A 17,392-nucleotide genomic window follows, 5' to 3' on the forward strand; every position below is an offset into this window, starting at 1 on the left:
TTCACCGGAGAAAATCGGGGTGTCGCCAGGCAGGGCCTGTGAATCCGCGATTGGTCATACGATATAACAAGAAGCGTGTCTGAGCGTAAGGCTTTTGTTGCGGCGCACAAAGCTGGGCGTGGCGCGGAACCGGCCTTCCCCGTCACGCGTTTCTGTGTGATTGATCGGGAAATCCGTTTTTCAGGGCGAATTCATGCATTTCAAAGCGTATTTCAACCGGGACGGCGGTACTTTCCGGACCATCGACATGGCCGCCTATGCGCAAAAGGCAGAGCAGGTATTCCGCGATGCAGGGCATGAAATCGAGTGCCACGTGGTTGCCGGCAAGGAAATGGTCAAAGCGATCGAGAAAGGCGCCTCCGAGAAGGGCACCGAGGGCCTGATCGCCGGTGGCGGCGACGGCACGATCTCGACGGCTGCGGGCATTGCCTGGAAAGCGGACCTGCCACTCGGCGTGGTCCCGGCCGGCACGATGAACCTCTTTGCCCGATCGTTGAAGCTGCCGCTCGATATCTACGCGGTGCTCGATGTGCTGGCCAAGGGCCACGTGATGGACGCCGATATCGGCAGTGCCGATGGCCGTCCGTTCGTGCATCAGTTCTCGGCCGGCATGCATGCCCGCATGGTGCGGCTGCGCGATGCCATGACCTATGCGTCCCGCATCGGCAAGATGGCGGCAAATGTCCGCGCCTCGGTGGGTGTGGTGCTCGATCCACCGCGATTTGAGGTTGAGTTCGATGTAGAGGGACATAAAGAGCACCGGCTGGTCTCGGCGATCAACGTGTCGAACAACCCATTCGGCAACAACAGCTTGATGTTCTCGGAAGAACTCAATAGCGGCCATCTCGGTTTCTATCTCACCGACGCACTCCGCCCGGCCGGAGCCGCCATCCTCGCGATCGACATATTGCGCGGCAGAATGAGCCAGAACGTCGCCGTCACCGAGATGCGCGCCCGCTCGGTCGATCTGCATTTCCCCAAACTCTACCGCAAGGCCAATTGCGTGCTCGACGGGGAGTTGATGCCGCTCGGCCGCAATGTTTCGCTCCGGCTGCATGCCGGCGCGCTGAAGGTCATCGTGCCAGAGACGCTGCCTGAAGTGCCTTAGAGTGCTTTACTGAAAAGCCGTCTCGAAGAAGCTCCGAAGCTTGCGCGAATGAAGCTGTGCGGCCGGCATGGCGGATAGCTTTTCGAGCGCCAGGATGCCGATCCTGAGGTGCTGGTTGACCTGGTTCTTGTAGAACGCCGTGGCCATGCCCGGCAGTTTGAGCTCGCCATGCAGCGGCTTGTCGGACACGCAGAGCAGCGTGCCATAGGGCACCCGGAAACGGAACCCGTTGGCGGCGATGGTCGCCGATTCCATGTCGAGCGCGATGGCGCGCGCCTGGCTGAGCCGCTTGACCGGCCCGCGCTGGTCGCGAAGTTCCCAGTTGCGGTTGTCGATCGTCGCCACGGTGCCGGTGCGCATGATGCGCTTGAGCTCATAGCCGTCATAGCCGGTCACGTCGGCCACTGCATCCTGCAGCGCCTGCTGGACTTCGGCGAGCGCCGGGATCGGCACCCAGACCGGCAAGTCGTCATCCAGCACATGATCCTCGCGCATATAGGCATGCGCCAGAACGTAATCGCCCAGCGTCTGGCTGTTGCGCAGGCCCGCGCAATGGCCGAGCATCAGCCAGGCATGGGGTCGGAGAACCGCCACGTGGTCGGTGATCGTCTTGGCGTTGGAAGGCCCGATGCCGATATTGACCAGGGTGATGCCGGCATGGCCCTTCTTCTTCAAGTGATATGCAGGCATCTGCGGCAGGCGAGCGGCGGGCACGCCGGTTTGCGGTTCGCTGAAGCCCGGCGGCGTGATCGCATTGCCGGGCTCGACGAACTCGCTATAGCCATTGCCGCCCTCGACCATCATCTGGCGCGCCCAGGCGCAGAACTCATCGACATAGAACTGGTAGTTCGTGAACAGCACGAAATTCTGGAAATGCTTGGCGCGCGTGGCGGTGTAATGGCTGAGCCGCGCCAGCGAGTAATCGATGCGTTGCGCGGTGAAGGGCGCCAGCGGCCGTGGGCCACCCGGCGGCGGCTCATACTCGCCATTGGCGATCTCGTCATCCGTGGTGGCAAGATCAGGGGTGTCGAACAGGTCGCGTAGCGGCACATCGAGCGTATTGGCGGCACTCGCCTCCACATGCGCACCTTCGCCGAAGGCGAAGTGCAGCGGGATGGGCGTCGCCGATTCCGAGATCGTCACCGGCAGGCCATGATTGACGATAAGCTGGCCGATCTGCGTCTTGAGATAGTGACGGAAGAGCTTCGGCTGGGTGATCGTGGTCGAATAGAGCCCGGGCTCGCTGAGGAAGCCATAGGGCATGCGGGAGTCGATGCGATCGTAGCGCAGGGTCTCCATGCGGACTTCGGGATAATAGGCCCGGTAGCGCTTATGCGGCTGGCCGCCCTTGATCACCGCCTCGAAACTGTCGCGCAGGAAGGCGGTGTTGCGGTCGTAGAGCTCTTCGAGCGCATCGACGGCGGCAGTCGCGTCGTGGAATGCGACGGCCGTAAAATTTTCAGGGGTGACGGTATCGAGGAGGGATGTGGAGAGGATTCGCTTTGCCATGTGCCATTATAATAGGCACTTGATGACAATCAATCGGGGCCGCCGGATTTCAAGCAGATTTTTGCTCGAAATCCGGCGGTGGGATATTTCAAAGCGATGCCTTGCAATGGATGCCCGAAGGCTGCGGGCAGGGGGCGCTCAAACCAATGACGCCGACATGGTTGCGCTTGCCGCTGCTTTCCACAGCCGCGGTGAGGCCAACCGCAAACAGGCTCATGATGAGGCAGATGATTGTGAAGCGGCGTGCGATAATGGTCATTTCCGTCCCGAAGCGTCCGAATGTTGAACGTCTTCTAAACCGCCGAGGCTGAACTCACGCTGATCTCGCCATTCATTTGGCATTCAGAATGGTTGCCGACTTGCTAACGAAACACTACCTGTGGCCGGTCGACCGGATCTCCGAGATGGGAGGCGCGACGGAATGCGGCATCGCCGAACGCGTTCTGCCGGTCTATCTTGCGCCTCAAAGGAATGCTCCCTCATGGAAGATGCCGCCGAACGCCGGGCGCGAATTGTCGAACAGAAGAAGCGCGAGACGGGCATCGACGAAGCGATGATCGACCGTCTGGTGCGCGCATTCTATGGCAAAGTCCGTCTCGATCCGGCGCTCGGCCCGATCTTCAACGAACGCGTCGTGGATTGGGAACACCATTTCAAACAGCTGGGTGCCTTCTGGTCCTCGGTGACGCTCGGCAGCGGCGCCTATGCCGGCTCGCCGATGCAGAAGCACATCGGCCTTCCCGTCGATGGCAGGCATTTCGACCGGTGGCTCAGGCTGTTCGCCGAGACGGCGATGGAAACCTGCCCTCCCGCTGCGGCACGCCTCTTCCTCGAACGCGCGATCCGCATTGCCGAGAGTTTGGAATTGGCCATATCAGGCGATCTCGGCGTCATGCTGGCCAAGGGCGAACGCCTGCACCGGCCGGAACTCGATGCCACGGTCTTGCCGCAAGCCTGAAGGCGCTTCCCACGCGGCTATAAATACCCCCATTTGTTAATATCCGGCGTCCGTTTTCGTGTCTCAGCGAAGGCATCTTTTTACGACACCCTGATTTCCAACCGTTTTCTTGGTGAACAAAGGGTTGAAACCACAAGCTGAAATTTCGGTAAAGTTTTTCGCGGAATACGTATGTATCAGCGAGTCCGATGCTTAACGAAAACCCAAGTTTACCAAGCGTTTGTACTTTGTTTGTCTCAAATTAATCATGCATTTTAAGCTGACGTTGAAGGCCGTCCGGCATAGTGAAGCCATAAGACGAGCGGGGACGAAAACACCGCCAAACACCGGAGAAGACCGAGAAAAACCGCAAAAGCGGACCGGCCTTCTCCGGAGCCTCCCAAGGCAAAACAGAGAGAAAAAGAACAACGGTTACTGGCAAACAAAGGGACGACTGAAATGGCACGCTTTGACATGAACACGATGGAAGCTTCGATGGGCGGCGAGACCCGCGCCGACACTTTCTGCACCATGGGCCTGATGTATGCGACCGGCCGCGGTTGCGAGATCGACCTGGTTTCCGCGCACAAGTGGCTCAACATCGCCGCCATCAAGGGTTCCGAGCGCGCCGCTCACCTCCGCGCCGAGCTTTCCCGCTCGATGAGCAAGGGCGAACTCGCCGCGGCACTCCGCGCGGCCCGCGAATGGATGACGATGCATTGAGTGAATGGCTTCAAACAACCTGCTTTTAGCGAATGGCGAGTAGTTTTGGCCTGTGACCTCCAGTCGGCCAGCAAACTATTCGCTCTTCGCTATTCGCTAGTCTTCCAATCCTTTTCCATCGAAAATCTTCGGCATGTATTTCTCGATCCTGGCTTCCCGGGTCTTGGATTGCTTGGCCGATGAAAAGTGGAGAAGATATCCCCGCTGTCGCCCCGGCGTCAGCGCCTGGAAGGCGGTCTTCAATTCCGGCATTGCATCAAGTTTGGCCTGGAATTCCTCGACGACCGCAAATTCCGACGCCTTCTTGAAATCCACTTTGAAGCCGGCCTTCTCCACATCCACGGCCTGGTGGATGTAAGCCTTCAGGATGTTGTCCATCCGCTTGATTTCATCGAGACCGGTGAACCGAATCTGGCGGGCCGCCTGCACATTCTCCGTCTGCTGCACCAGGATCTTTTCCGGATCCGTCATCAACGCGCCCTTGAAGAGCAGGAGCGCGCAATATTCCTTGAAGCCGTGGATCAGGACGACATTCTTCTTGTCGATGGAATAGCAGGGCCAGCCCCATTTGAAATCCTCGGTCAGCTGGCAGTCGAGAATGATCTTTCTCAGCGCCTCGATTTCCGCGCGCCATTCCGTGGTCCGGGCCAGGAATGCATCGACCTTGGGATTTGTCTCGCTCTTTGCCACTGTCTACCTCCCAATTGATTGGCAACGGTCTACGGGTTTCCCAACCGCTTCAGAACTTTCGGCAGTGCCGCCTCGAAGAGATCGAGATCCTTGTCCGGCCCGACGCTGACACGGACGCAGCGGTTGAGCGGAGCGACACCGGGCATGCGGATGAACACGCCTTCCTCCATCAGCCCATCGACGATGGCGCGTGAATAGACGCCATCGCGGCCGCAGTCGATCGCCACGAAATTCGTCGCCGAGGGCAGGGGTGTCAAACCGTTGGTCCGTGCGATGGCGGCGATCCGGTCGCGGGCGGCGCTGATCTTGCCAAGCACGTCTGCGAGATAGTTCTTGTCCTTCAGCGCTGCGATGGCTGCCGCCACACCGATCCGGTTCAGCCCGAAATGGTTGCGGATCTTGTCGAAAGCGGTGGCGGTATCGGCAGCCGAAATGACATAGCCGATACGGGATCCGGCGAGCCCATAGGCTTTCGAGAAGGTACGGGTACGGATGACGTTCGGCCGGTCGATCAACGCATCGGCTGGGGGTATGGTGCCTGATGGAGCGGTCTCGCCATAGGCTTCATCGAGGATCAGCATCGTGGTTTCCGGCACGGCGCGCGCGAACTCCAGCACGCGGTCCGCGCTGTACCAACTGCCCATCGGATTGTCCGGATTGGCAAAATAGGCGAGCGGCGCATCCTCGCGCTCGATCGCCGCGAGCAGGCCGTCGAGGTCTTCTTTGTCATCCCTGTAGGAAACCGTGACCAGCCGGCCGCCAAAGCCGACGACGTGATAATTGAAGGTCGGATAGCCGCCGAGCGAGGTGACGACCGGCATGCCGGGCTCGATCACCAGCCGCACGATCTGGCCGAGAATGCCGTCTATGCCTTCGCCGATATTGATGAATTTGGGGTCGAGGCCGAGATGCGCGGCGATCGCGTGCCTGAGCTCGAAGCTCTCCGGATCGGTATATTTCCAGGTCTCGGTCGCGGCCTGCCGCATCGCCTCGATCACCGACGGCGCCGGTCCGAAGCCGCTCTCATTGGCGCCGATCCGCGCCTTGACCTCGAGATGGCGGTTGCGCTCGATGGCCTCCGGCCCGACGAACGGAACGGTGGCCGGCAGATCGCGGGCAATGCGCGTGAAGCGCGAGAAATTCGACATGCTGGAAAACCCTGATTCATCCTGGCGGTGGAGAATAGAGTTTTCGCTTACGCCTGCAAGGTGGTCATTTGGCTTCGGTGAAGAAGTCGCCTCGAACGATCACATGCAGCAATTCGTCCTCGATCGGCTTGATGAACTTCACGCCGACGCGGCTGCCGTTGCGATAGATCTCGGCGCAGCCGATACGGTTCGAGGTGCCGACGATGTTGAGGTAGTAGTGATCCGGCAGGCCGATCGTGGTCATCAGATTGATGGTTGCGCCGATCTTTGAAATGTCCACGAGGTGGCAGCTGCGGATCGACATGCCGGCGAGCGCGGGATTGACCGCCATCAACCGCGCAGCGCGGTTAAGGACAAATCGCTCGGCGCCGCGGCCGTGCTGAGAGGCGTCGCTATGAAGGTTGGCTAGTGCGTTCTCGGCCATTGATGGCTCCCCAGGGGTTACCGGGACAACTTCGCACAGGAGTGTTTCACTCGCTTCAATCCGAAAGTTAGATTTTTATCGACTGCGAAATTTATTGAGGAAAACCAACGGTCAGTGTCCAGCTTTGAAACGCATCTCTGGATTGCGTGCCGAGCGTTCGTATCGGTAGGTTAGGCGAGCGGCTCGATCTCGAGCGAAGCGGTGCCGACGATGCTCTGCAGGAAGCCGACATCGAGGAACATGTTGAACTTGACCAGCATGTGGTCGGCTTCGCGGCTTGCCTCGGTCGCACCGATTTCCTCGCTCGAACCAAGGATGACGAGGAAGAAGTTCTTCGGCAGCTCGATGCGGGGATTGATGTTGATCAGCGCCGCGGCACAGGAGATGCGCTGGATGACGCAGTGATGCTGGGTGGAGATGGTAAGGTGATGGCCGACCGGGATGACGAGCCCGGCACGATCGATGCTATGCAGGCGGAAGCTGCGCTTCGGATTCTGGAGTTGCAGCCGCTCGTGAAAGTCCTTGAAGTGATGTAAGGACATCGAGCCCTCCAGAGTGTTGCGTCGGCGCAATCATATCATCCGATCGTTTAACAAATCTGAATCCGCTTTGGCGCCAATGCGTTACGCTTCTTCGGCCTGGAGATAGCTGCCATAAGACAATGTCATGGATCGGCAGATTGACGCTTTTGCCGGCGTCACGTATATCGTCCGGCGGCCGAGGTGCCTGCCGCTCGCGAGCAAATGCTCATGGTGAATTCCTCTTTTGATCGAACCCTGTCACATCGCTTGAGCGAACTGACGGCAATGCGAGCTCCCGACATGGTGCGTTCTGAAGCGTGCTGGTTTCGCGAACTGGATTGACGAGGTTTCGATGAATTCCACTGATGCGAACAATATGTTCCTGCATGGCAGCCTGCCTGCGCTTTTTGCGAGGACCGCTGCACCCATAATTCTGATCATGACCATCAACGGCCTCTATGTTGTGGCCGACGCCTATTTCATCGGCCTTTATGCCGGTGCCGATGCGCTCTCCGCCGTGTCGCTCATCTTCCCCATGGCGATGATGATGGTTGCGCTGCAGACGCTTGTGTCGAATGGCATGTCCAGCATTCTCGCACGCCATCTCGGCGCCGGACGCCGCGACGAGGCGCGCCAGACCTTCACCGGCGCGCATCTGCTGGTTCTCGCCGTGATCGCTTTCGTCTATCTGCTGTTCTTCACGCTCGGCCGCATGGCGATCGCCGAGGGTGCCGCTGGCGCGCCAGCCGTGGCGGCCAATGCCGAACTCTTCATGACCATTATGGTGATCTTCGCGCCCGTGACCTTCTTCCTGTCGCTCAATATCGACGGGCTGCGCTGCGAAGGCCGCCTCGGCTTCATGACGCTGGTCACCATCTCGGCGACGCTGATGAACATTGGCTTGAACTGGCTGTTCATGGGCGGCTTCGGCTGGGGTGTGGCGGGCTCGGCCTTCGGCTCGGTGCTGGCGCAAGCGATCTGCCTGTCGATCGTGCTGGCTTTCCGTTTCCGGACCCCTGGCGTGCTGAAACTCGCCCGCCCCGGCCCGGTGACGGAATGGAAGCAGATGCTGGCGCTCGGCGCGCCATCGAGCCTCGGGTTTCTCGGCACCTCGCTGATATCGGCGGCAATGATCACCAATATCCGCCTTTGGGAGCCTGAGCACTATGTGGCGACGATCGCAGCCTACGGCATCGTCACGCGTCTGCTGACGGTCGCCTATCTGCCGATGCTGGGCATTTCGATCGCCTTCCAGACGATCGCCGGGAATAACTACGGCGCTCGATTGATGGATCGCACTAATGGCAGCCTCAAGATCGCACTTCTGGCCGTCACGGTGCATTGCGGCACCGTCCAGCTTGTCGCCTGGCTCATGGCGCCACAGATCGGCGCCATGTTCTCAAGCGACCCGCTGATCATCAGCGAGACGGCCCGAATCCTGCCCTGGATCGCTTTCGTCTACGTGCTTTGCGGCTTGCCGATCATCCTGTCCGGCTATTTCCAGTCGATCGGCGATGCCGGCAATGCGGCCATCCTTGGCTTGTCCCGCAACTATCTGTTCTCGCTGCCATTACTGCTGATCCTGCCGCATCTGTTCGGCGAGATAGGCATCTGGATGGCGGCGCCAGCGGCGGATATCGCCATAATCGGTCTCATCGTGGTGGTGCTCGGCATCAACGCCATGCGCCGCGGCTGGCGTTTTGGGGTGTTGCAGCCGGTGTAAGGCGATTATGGTTCTGAACGGGCGAGGATTTCTTCGCTCGTTTGGCCTTCGTTCTTAAGAATTGGCTTCAATTGGGCCGTTCTGCCCGGCCCGTCCGAAATAAGGATTTCTTCTCCGCGCTGCGCTCGTTCCATTAGCTCTTCAAAACGCTGCTGCGCTTCTTCTACATTGAAAAGCATCGACGCCTCCAAGTGATCGAGAGTCGCAAATTAGGCGCGAAAGTCGGTCGTTGCAATCCATCACGCCTTCAGCAGCCACTCGTGTTCCGGCGCATTATGAAACTTCCACACCCGCTTCGGCCCGGCCATGACGTTGAGATAATAGAGGTCATAGCCATGGATCGTCGCGCAGGGGTGATACCCCTTCGGCACCAGCGTCACGTCGCCGTCCTCTACCGCCATCGCTTCATCGAGCGAGCGGTCATCGGTGTAAACGCGCTGGAAGGCGAAGCCCTGGGGTGGGTTCAGGCGGTGGTAATAGGTCTCTTCGAGCAGGCTCTCATTCGGCAGGTCGTCCTGGTCGTGCTTGTGCGAGGGATAGGACGAGGTGTTGCCTGATGGTGTGATGACCTCGACCACCAGCAGCGAATGGGCGGAATTGTCGTCTTCCGGCATGATGTTGGTGACATGCCTGACATTGGCGCCCTTGCCGCGGATGAACTGCGGATGCGTGCCGGGCGGAATGAGCTTGGTCTTGTGGTCACCGCCGCTTGGTGCCGAGCAGACGGCTAGCTCTAGATCGGTCAAAGCCTTGACCTGCCATTCGGAGCCGGCCGGCACATAGAGCGCATGCGGCGCGCCCTCGAACGGGCTCATTCGCTCGCCGAGCACGCCAATCGGCTTCTCATCGACGGTCGTCGCGCTCTTGCCGCTGATCCAGACGAGGCAGACTTCACGATCGCCGGTCAGGGCGCTGATCCGGTCGCCGGCCTTCACCCGGTGCATGTCAAAGCCGACATAGGTCCAGCCGGCGCTTTCCGGCGTCACATGCGTGACGCGGCCTTGGGTGCCGTTTGGTTTAACGAGTAGGTTCGGCATGAGCTGTTCTCCCGTCGTTTCTGATGCGGCGTGGGTTGCTTACCCCTCACCAACTTCGGCCAAGGGTTCGCCATGCTCACCCGGCCTTCGTATCCTCTCCCGCAGGGGGAGAGGTAGGGTGCCCCACTCGCGACCTATACTTGAGGCACTACGGGCACCGCAAGTTTACCTCTCCCCTTGCGGGAGAGGATAGTAAGCCCGCGTGAGACGAAGTCGAACGTTTGGGCGCACTAGGTGAGGGGTGACGCGACTTGCGCCGCTATCCCTTCGGAAACCCCTCAGTTGCCACAGTATACCCCGCCGCTGCCATCACGCGCATCAATTCCTTGTGCCCGATCTCGGCCATCTTCTGTGGCGGCGCCTTGAGCGGATCCTGCTCGGCCTCGACGACGAACCAGCCTTCATAGCCGTGATCGGCCAGCCGCTGGACGATCGCGCCGAAATCCAGCGAGCCATCGCCCGGCACGGTAAAGGCACCAAGTGCCACGGCATCAAGGAAGGATTGACGGCTGCGGTCAAGTCCGTCGATGACGGCTTGGCGGATGTCCTTGACGTGGACATGGTTGATGCGGGCATGGTGGTTGTCGATGGCGCGCAACACGTCGCCGCCGGCAAAGGCCAGGTGCCCGGCATCGAGCAGAAGCGGAATGCCTTCGCCGGAATTCTTCATGAAGGCGTCCAGTTCCGGTTCGGTCTCCACGACGGCCGCCATATGGTGGTGATAGGACAGCGGCATGCCCTGTTCGGTGCACCATTCTCCGAATTGGGTGACCTTGCGCCCATAGGCCTTCATCTCGTCGTCGGAAAGGCGCGGCTTGGTAGCGAGCGGCTTCGAACGATCGCCCTGGATCGAGCGGCCCACCTCGCCATAGACGATGCATGGTGCATCGACCGCCTTGAACAGCTCGATCATCGGGAGGATGCGATCCTTGTTGGCGGCGAGTTCCTCGTCCACCAGCGTGCCCGAGAACCAGCCGCCGCACAGCGTCACATCGGCGGCGCGCAGGATCGGCAGCATCTCGGCTGGATTGTTGGGGAAGCGGCGGCCTTGCTCCATGCCCGTAAAACCGGCGCTGCGGGACTGGCGCAGGCACTCCTCGAGCGATACGTCGTCGCTGAGTTCCGGAAGATCGTCGTTCCACCAGGCGATGGGCGACATGCCGAGTTTGGCTTTCATGATATTCTCCTTCATGCATCGCCAGGCGATCGAGACCCGATCTTCCAGCGACGGTCATTCCTGTCTGTTTAGTTGATACGCTGGGCGGCGAGGGCATTCACATACTCCGCGCGCGCCTTGTTGACCTGTTCGCGGGCGCTGACCTCGGGCACCGCGACATCCCACCAGTGGCCGCCTTCGTCCGTGGTGATCAGCGGATCGGTATCGATCACGATCACCGTGGTCTTGCCGTTGTCTTTCGTGTCCTTCAGCGCCTGTTCCAGCTCGGCGACCGAGGCAACCTTGATCGCCACCGCCCCCATGCTCTCCGCGTGCTTGCGGAAATCGATGTCGGGCATCACCTCGTGATAGGCGTCCTTCAAGAGATTGTTGAAGTTCGCGCCGCCCGTCGCCATCTGCAGTCGGTTGATGCAGCCGAAGCCCCTGTTATCGAGCAGCACGACGGTGATCTTCTGGCCGATCATGACCGAGGTCGAGAGCTCCGAATTCATCATCATGTAGGAGCCGTCGCCGAGCATGACGACGACGTCGGCATCCGGCCGTGCCATCTTGACGCCGAGCCCGCCGGCAATCTCGTAGCCCATGCAGGAAAAACCGTATTCCATATGGTAACTGCCCGGCGAGGTCGCCGGCCACAGCTTGTGAAGCTCGCCCGGCAGGCCGCCCGAGGCGCAGACCAGAACTGTGTTCTCGCCGGAATGATTGCGCGCGGTGCCGCCGATCACATGGGCGTCGGAGGGCAGCGCAACATTGGTCGCGGCCATGGCCTTGTCGGCCGCCTTCATCCATTCGGCCTTCACCCTCGCAGCCTTGTCCTTCAGAGCGGCCGGGGCGGCCCAGCCGCCGAGCGCCTTCGACATTGCGTCGAGCGTCACCTTGGCATCGCCGACAACCGGCAGTGCATCATGCTTGGCAGCATCGAAGCCTGCGGTGTTGATGCCGACGAACTGGACGTGGTCGCCCTTGAAGATCGCCCAGGAGCCGGTGGTGAAATCCTGTAGCCGGCTGCCGACGGCGAGGATCAGGTCGGCCTCTTCGGTCAGCACATTGGCGGCCGAGGTGCCGGTCACGCCGACCGAGCCCATGGCCATGGGATGGCGTTCGTCGATCGAGGACTTGCCGGCCTGGGTGACGACGACGGGGATGCCGTGCTTTTCGGCGAAATCCGTGAGTTCCTTGGTCGCCAGCGAATAGAGCACACCGCCACCGGCGATGATCACCGGCTTGGTCGAGGCCTTGAGCGCCGCGACGGCTGCCGCCAGCTCGTTCTCGTCAGGCAGCGGCCGGCGGAAGGACCAGACCTTCTCCTCGAAGAAGCTCTCCGGATAGTCGAAGGCCTCCGCCTGCACGTCCTGGCAGAGCGAGAGGCAGACCGGGCCGCAATCGACGGGGTCGGTCATCACCTGCATGGCGCGGCGCAGCGCCGAGATGATCTGCTCCGGACGCGTGATGCGGTCGAAATAACGGACCACAGGACGGAAGGCATCGTTGGCCGACAGCGTACCGTCCTGAAAGCTTTCGATCTGCTGCAGCACCGGGTCGGGCGCGCGATTGGCGAAGACATCGCCGGGCAGGAACAGCACGGGGAGGCGGTTTACATGCGCGACACCAGCAGCCGTTACCATGTTAAGCGCGCCGGGTCCGATCGAGGTCGTCACGGCCATGAAGCGCTGGCGGAACGAGGCCTTGGCATAGGCGACGGCGGCGTTGGCCATGCCCTGTTCGTTATGCGCCCGGTAGGTCTTCAATTCGTCGCGCACCTGGTAAAGCGCTTCGCCCATGCCGGCGACATTGCCGTGGCCAAAGATCGCCCACACGCCGCCGAAGATCGGCACCTTCTTGCCATCCACCACGGTCATCTGCTTCTTGAGGTAGTGCGCGACAGCCTGTGCCATCGTCAGCCGTATCGTCTTCGTCATCGTGTTCCTCCCGCTTTCCTATCAACGTCGCGGTTCAAATCTTTTCATGGCAAAGGCTCACCCCTCACCAACTTCGACCAAGGGCTCGCTGCGCTTGCCCGGTCTTCGTATCCTCTCCCGCAAGGGGAGAGGTAAACTCGGCGCCTACCTCTCCCCTTGCGGGAGAGGATAGCAAGTCCGCGTGTGCTGAAAGCGAACGCTGGACGCGCTTGGTGAGGGGTGAGCCTCACGTTCAAACTATCATCGCCCCCGCGTCCTTAACCAAGCCTTCGTCAACTCCTCGAACCGACCCGCCATGTCGGCGATGGCCGCTTCATCGTTCATCTGGCCGGACAGCCATTGCTGGGCCGCATGCGCGAAAATCGTGCGGCCAACCGCGAATCCCTTCACCGACGGTGCCACTGCGGTGGCGGCGAATGCCTTCTCCAGTTCGGCCGCCGGCGCTTCCAGGCCGAGCAGCACGATGCCGCGGCAATATTCGTCGTTCTCGGCAATCACGGCCTCGATGTTCTTCCACGCCTGGGCCGAATGCTGCGGTTCAAGCTTCCACCAGTCAGGCTTGATGCCGAGATCATAGAGTTCCTGCACCGCACGCGCGATCGTGTCGTCATCGAGCTTGCCGTGCTTGCCGGCGATGATTTCGACCAGCAGCTCGCGTCCGACCTTGCGGGCAGCCTCGAACAGCGTCCGCAGTTTCTGCTGCTGTTCCTTCTTCAGATGCTCGGGATCATCGGGGTGATAGAAGCAGAGGCACTTGATGCAATGGTCGACAGGCCATTCGACGAGTTGCGAGCCGACGTCCTGGCTGAACTCGAAGCGCAGCGGACGCGAGCCTGGCAGCTCGACCGGACGGCCGATCCAGGTGAGGTTCTTCTTGGCGGCATCGAAGAAGGCCTCGCGACCGAAGCGCTCGTCGATCAGCATGCCGTAGCCCTCGCGGCCCTGGCTTACCCGAGCGCAGGCCGCGACCGCGAGCCGCTTAAAGGCATTGATCTTGCTATGCGAAACCTTCAACTCGTCGGCGATATCGGTCAATTGCGAGCGGTGATCGATGGCGAGCGCCATCAGCAGCGGGATCTCCTTGCGCCGATTGGTCGCCCAATGGATATGGTTGAGGTTCTCGTCCTTGCGGAGCGCGCGGAACTTCGAGCCGTTGCGCAGGAAGAACTGCAACTCGTCCCAGGTCGGATATTCCGGCGCGCAGAGCAGGCGGGAGACTGCGAATGCGCCACAGGCATTGGCCCAGGTGGCCGAGGTCGCATGCGGTTCGCCCTTCAGCCAGCCGCGCAGGAAGCCGGACATGAAGGCGTCGCCCGCGCCCAGCACATTATAAACCTCGATCGGAAAACCCTGGCCGATGATGCCGTCTTCGAGATCGTCGCTGATCGGGCCGTCATAGACGATGCAGCCCATGGCGCCGCGCTTGAGTACGATGGTCGCGGGCGTGACGGCGCGGATCGCTTTCAGCGAGGCCAGCACATTGTCCGCCCCCGAAGCGATCATGATCTCTTCTTCGGTTCCGACAACAAGGTCGCAATCCGGCAGCACCGATTTCATCAGCGCCGAGACGCGGTCGGATTTCACATAGCGCTCAAAACCCTCGGCGTGGCCGGCAAGGCCCCACAAATTAGGGCGATAGTCGATATCGAAGATCACCTTGCCGCCGGTTTCCTTGGCGACGCGGATCGCCTTGCGCTGCGCAGCCTCGGTGTTGGGCTTGGAGAAATGCGTGCCGGAGACGAGCACTGCGGCGGAGGATTTCACGAAATCCTCGTCGATATCGTCTTCGTCGAGCGCCATGTCGGCGCAATCGGTGCGCACGAAAATCATCGGCGAAACGCCTTCGGATTCCACCGAGAGCAACACCAGCGCGGTCAGCCGCTCCTTGTCGGTGACGATGCCTGATGTGTTCACACCCTCACGGTCGAGTTGCTCGCGGATGAAGCGGCCCATCTGCTCGTCACCGACCCTAGTGACCAGTGCCGAGCGCAGGCCCAGCCGTGCCGTGCCGACGGAAATGTTGGTCGGGCAGCCGCCGACGGATTTGGCGAAGGAGGCGATGTCCTCGAGCCGCGAGCCGCTCTGCTGGCCATAGAGATCCACTGAGGACCGGCCGATGGCGATCACATCGAGACGTCTTTCAGGACCGCTACCGGACTGGGCCATGTTTTCCTCCGCGCAAGGCGTCTTCTGCATTATCGATTTGCATGTTTTGAAACATTAGTTCCATTATAAAGTCAAATGGAATTTTTGTTTCATCATCAGTTCTGCAACTTTTCACGCCCGCTCTGCCGCCGCTTCTCGGCGATCGCTACCGGCAGGGCCATGGCAAGCGCCATGGACGCCGAGAGCGACCGGAAGCCCGAGAAATCCGATTCCGCGACCTCGAACCATGTGGTCGAAAAACCCGTCAGTGGTGAGAAGACCGAATCGGTGATCGACACCAGTGGCACGCCGCGTTTGGCGAAGGCCTGGGCATAGGCGATGCTGTCGGCGGCGTAGGGCGAAAACGACACGGCGAAGGCGGCGTCGCGGCTGGTGGCGAATTGCGCCATTTCCGGCTCCACACCGTTGGGCGAGGACACCATGATGTAGCGGATGCCGAGCTTGCCACAGGCATAGGCCATATGCGCGGTGAGAGGATAGGAGCGGCGCTTGGCAATGAGATAGATGGTCTCGGCTTGCGCCATGATATCGACCGCCCTGGCGAAATGTGCCGGATCAATTGCAGAGGCGAGGCGCGCGATCGACTGTGAGGCAGCGTTGAGGAAGCCGCTCAGAAGCTCGGCTTCCTCGACATGCTTCCTGTCCTTTTCCAGAATATTGAGGCGCTCCTCGTAGGAGAGGTTCTTCTCCTTGAGTCTGTCGCGGAAAATGCTCTGCAGATCGGAGAAACCTTCATAGCCGAGGTGCCGCGCCAGCCGTACCAACGTCGAAGGCTGCACTTCGGCGGCAGAGGCGATGCTGGCGGCCGTGCCGAAGGCGATTTCATCGGGATTGGCGAGCGAATAGGCTGCAACCTGCGCCAGCCGCTTGGGCATGTCGGACTTGCGCTCGACCATGAATGCACGCAAACTGTCGAAATCGCGCGGGCTCGGTGCGGTCTTCGCCGGTTCGTCCATCCATTCCTCCACATTTGAGAGGAGTGCATACCAAGACCGGAACGTTTATTCCACAAAAAAGCGAAACCGCTGTCAAAATCCCCGCGATGGCGAAATTTCTATTCCCAAATTAATTGCGATAGCGTATCCGTTCCGGAAATCTGACGTGGAGGATGTCGTGGCGGGATTGGGAATCGGTCTTATCGGCACGGGTTACATGGGCAAGTGCCACGCGCTGGCGTGGAACGCGGTGACATCAGTGTTCGGCGATGTCGAGCGGCCGCGCCTCGTCAGCCTTGGCGAGGTGAATGCCGATCTCGCCCGCAAGAAGGCCGATGAGTTCGGCTTTGCCCAATCGACGGGCGACTGGCGCGAAGTCGTTGCCAATCCGGATGTCGATGTCGTCTCCGTCACCACGCCCAACCAGTTCCACGCCGAAATGGCGATCGCCGCGCTCGAAGCCGGCGAGCATGTCTGGTGCGAAAAGCCGATGGCAACCTCGTTTGCCGATGCCGAGCACATGCTCGCCGCCGCCCGCGCGTCGGGCAAGGTCACTGTGATGGGCTACAACTACATCCAGAATCCCCTGGTCCGTCACATCGCCGCGCTCATCCGTTCGGGTGCTATCGGCGATGTGACCCATGTCCGCGTCGAGATGGACGAGGACTACATGGCCGATCCCCAGGAAGCTTTTTACTGGAAGAGCGAGGTGCAATCCGGCTACGGCGCGCTCGACGATTTTGCTGTCCACCCATTGTCACTGCTCTCGGTTCTCGTCGGTCTGCCGACCGAAGTGATGACCGACATGGCCAAGCCCTATGCCGACCGGCCGGCGCGGGAAGGGGGCAGGCGAGCGGTCGAGAACCACGACATCGCCAATGTGCTGATGCATATGGAAGGCGGCGTGTCCGGCGTGCTGCTCGCCAATCGCTCAGCCTGGGGCCGCAAGGGCCGAATCATGGTTCAGGTCTACGGCTCCGAAGGCTCCATCCTTTACGACCAGGAGCGGATGAACGAATTCCAGCTCTACGATCGCAAGGGCGAACCGGCCAATCACGGCTTCCGCACGATCATGACGTCTGGTAGCCACCCGATCTATGGCAAGTTCATACCGGCGCCGGGCCATGGGCTCGGCTTCAACGATCTGAAGATCATCGAATGCCGGGAAATGCTCTCGGCAATATCAGGACAACCCGCCCACGTGATCGATTTCGAACGCGGCCTGGAAATAGAAAGGGCCGTTCATGCGATGGCCAGATCGCATTTCGAGCGCCGCTGGATGACCGTTGCGTGAGCCCCGGGTTTATCAATTATTAAATTTTCTCCATGCGCGACATTGAATCTCATGGGGCCATCCGTAATACTCCCGATAGAC

At 60.6% G+C, this 17,392-nt stretch carries 17 protein-coding genes; 5 read left to right on the plus strand and 12 right to left on the minus strand.

All coding sequences use genetic code 11. The annotated features are described in order from the left end of the window. Positions 1–193: 193 nt before the first annotated feature. Entirely contained in the window at positions 194–1,108 is a 915-nt protein-coding gene (locus IHQ71_RS07300; RefSeq protein WP_258161282.1) for a diacylglycerol kinase family protein, read from the plus strand. 6 nt (positions 1,109–1,114) lie between these two features. Here IHQ71_RS07300 and IHQ71_RS07305 read toward each other — a convergent pair whose 3' ends face one another. Both IHQ71_RS07305 and IHQ71_RS07310 read right to left on the minus strand, forming a co-directional pair. Then, complete coding sequence (locus IHQ71_RS07305; RefSeq protein ID WP_258161283.1) at positions 1,115–2,617, minus strand: AMP nucleosidase; 1,503 nt, start codon at positions 2,615–2,617, stop codon at positions 1,115–1,117. Positions 2,618–2,705: 88 nt separating this feature from the next. After that, a complete protein-coding gene (locus IHQ71_RS07310; protein ID WP_258161284.1) occupies positions 2,706–2,876 on the minus strand; it encodes a hypothetical protein in 171 nt (56 codons plus the stop codon). A gap of 222 nt (positions 2,877–3,098) precedes the next feature. Here IHQ71_RS07310 and IHQ71_RS07315 point away from each other — a divergent pair, with 222 nt between their 5' ends. Both IHQ71_RS07315 and IHQ71_RS07320 read left to right on the plus strand, forming a co-directional pair. Continuing rightward, a complete protein-coding gene (locus IHQ71_RS07315) occupies positions 3,099–3,575 on the plus strand; it encodes a group III truncated hemoglobin (RefSeq protein ID WP_258161285.1) in 477 nt (158 codons plus the stop codon). A 438-nt stretch (positions 3,576–4,013) separates the two neighbouring features. Next, entirely contained in the window at positions 4,014–4,277 is a 264-nt protein-coding gene (locus tag IHQ71_RS07320) for a sel1 repeat family protein (protein ID WP_258161286.1), read from the plus strand. A gap of 96 nt (positions 4,278–4,373) precedes the next feature. Here the strand turns inward: IHQ71_RS07320 and IHQ71_RS07325 are convergent, their stop codons facing one another. The 4 genes from IHQ71_RS07325 to IHQ71_RS07340 all read right to left on the minus strand — a co-directional run bounded on the left by IHQ71_RS07325 (position 4,374) and on the right by IHQ71_RS07340 (position 7,081). After that, complete coding sequence (locus IHQ71_RS07325; RefSeq protein ID WP_258161287.1) at positions 4,374–4,967, minus strand: YdeI family protein; 594 nt, start codon at positions 4,965–4,967, stop codon at positions 4,374–4,376. Between the two features lie 29 nt (positions 4,968–4,996). Beyond that, positions 4,997–6,115 carry a pyridoxal phosphate-dependent aminotransferase gene (locus tag IHQ71_RS07330; protein ID WP_258161288.1) on the minus strand — a complete coding sequence of 373 codons (1,119 nt, stop codon included), beginning with the start codon at positions 6,113–6,115 and terminating at the stop codon, positions 4,997–4,999. 64 nt (positions 6,116–6,179) lie between these two features. Beyond that, complete coding sequence (locus IHQ71_RS07335) at positions 6,180–6,539, minus strand: PilZ domain-containing protein (RefSeq protein ID WP_258161289.1); 360 nt, start codon at positions 6,537–6,539, stop codon at positions 6,180–6,182. Positions 6,540–6,709: 170 nt separating this feature from the next. Next, positions 6,710–7,081 (minus strand): hypothetical protein, encoded by a 372-nt coding sequence (locus tag IHQ71_RS07340; protein WP_258161290.1) that lies wholly within the window; start codon positions 7,079–7,081, stop codon positions 6,710–6,712. Positions 7,082–7,412: 331 nt separating this feature from the next. Here IHQ71_RS07340 and IHQ71_RS07345 point away from each other — a divergent pair, with 331 nt between their 5' ends. Further along, positions 7,413–8,783: an MATE family efflux transporter gene (locus IHQ71_RS07345; RefSeq protein WP_258161291.1), complete on the plus strand. Its 1,371-nt coding sequence runs from the start codon at positions 7,413–7,415 to the stop codon at positions 8,781–8,783. A gap of 5 nt (positions 8,784–8,788) precedes the next feature. On the opposite strand, the gene IHQ71_RS07350 is transcribed toward IHQ71_RS07345, so the two are convergent. The 6 genes from IHQ71_RS07350 to IHQ71_RS07375 form a co-directional block, all read right to left on the minus strand. Further along, the gene (locus tag IHQ71_RS07350) at positions 8,789–8,962 is read right to left on the minus strand and encodes a type II toxin-antitoxin system Phd/YefM family antitoxin (protein ID WP_258161292.1); all 174 of its coding nucleotides are present in this window, start codon (positions 8,960–8,962) and stop codon (positions 8,789–8,791) included. Positions 8,963–9,022: 60 nt separating this feature from the next. Continuing rightward, positions 9,023–9,820, minus strand: a complete 798-nt coding sequence (iolB, locus tag IHQ71_RS07355) for a 5-deoxy-glucuronate isomerase (protein WP_258161293.1) — start codon at positions 9,818–9,820, stop codon at positions 9,023–9,025. A 259-nt stretch (positions 9,821–10,079) separates the two neighbouring features. Continuing rightward, positions 10,080–10,997, minus strand: a complete 918-nt coding sequence (iolE, locus tag IHQ71_RS07360) for a myo-inosose-2 dehydratase (protein WP_258161294.1) — start codon at positions 10,995–10,997, stop codon at positions 10,080–10,082. A 68-nt stretch (positions 10,998–11,065) separates the two neighbouring features. Next, positions 11,066–12,916 carry a 3D-(3,5/4)-trihydroxycyclohexane-1,2-dione acylhydrolase (decyclizing) gene (iolD, locus tag IHQ71_RS07365; RefSeq protein ID WP_258161295.1) on the minus strand — a complete coding sequence of 617 codons (1,851 nt, stop codon included), beginning with the start codon at positions 12,914–12,916 and terminating at the stop codon, positions 11,066–11,068. Positions 12,917–13,156: 240 nt separating this feature from the next. After that, a complete protein-coding gene (gene iolC / locus IHQ71_RS07370; protein ID WP_258161296.1) occupies positions 13,157–15,082 on the minus strand; it encodes a 5-dehydro-2-deoxygluconokinase in 1,926 nt (641 codons plus the stop codon). Between the two features lie 95 nt (positions 15,083–15,177). Continuing rightward, positions 15,178–16,038, minus strand: a complete 861-nt coding sequence (locus IHQ71_RS07375; protein ID WP_258161297.1) for a MurR/RpiR family transcriptional regulator — start codon at positions 16,036–16,038, stop codon at positions 15,178–15,180. 157 nt (positions 16,039–16,195) lie between these two features. Here IHQ71_RS07375 and IHQ71_RS07380 point away from each other — a divergent pair, with 157 nt between their 5' ends. Beyond that, on the plus strand, positions 16,196–17,311 hold the full coding sequence (locus IHQ71_RS07380) for a Gfo/Idh/MocA family protein (RefSeq protein WP_258161298.1): 1,116 nt from the start codon (positions 16,196–16,198) through the stop codon (positions 17,309–17,311). Positions 17,312–17,392 lie beyond the last annotated feature (81 nt).

The sequence above is a fragment of the Rhizobium sp. TH2 genome, assembly GCF_024707525.1.
Taxonomy (GTDB): domain Bacteria; phylum Pseudomonadota; class Alphaproteobacteria; order Rhizobiales; family Rhizobiaceae; genus Rhizobium_E.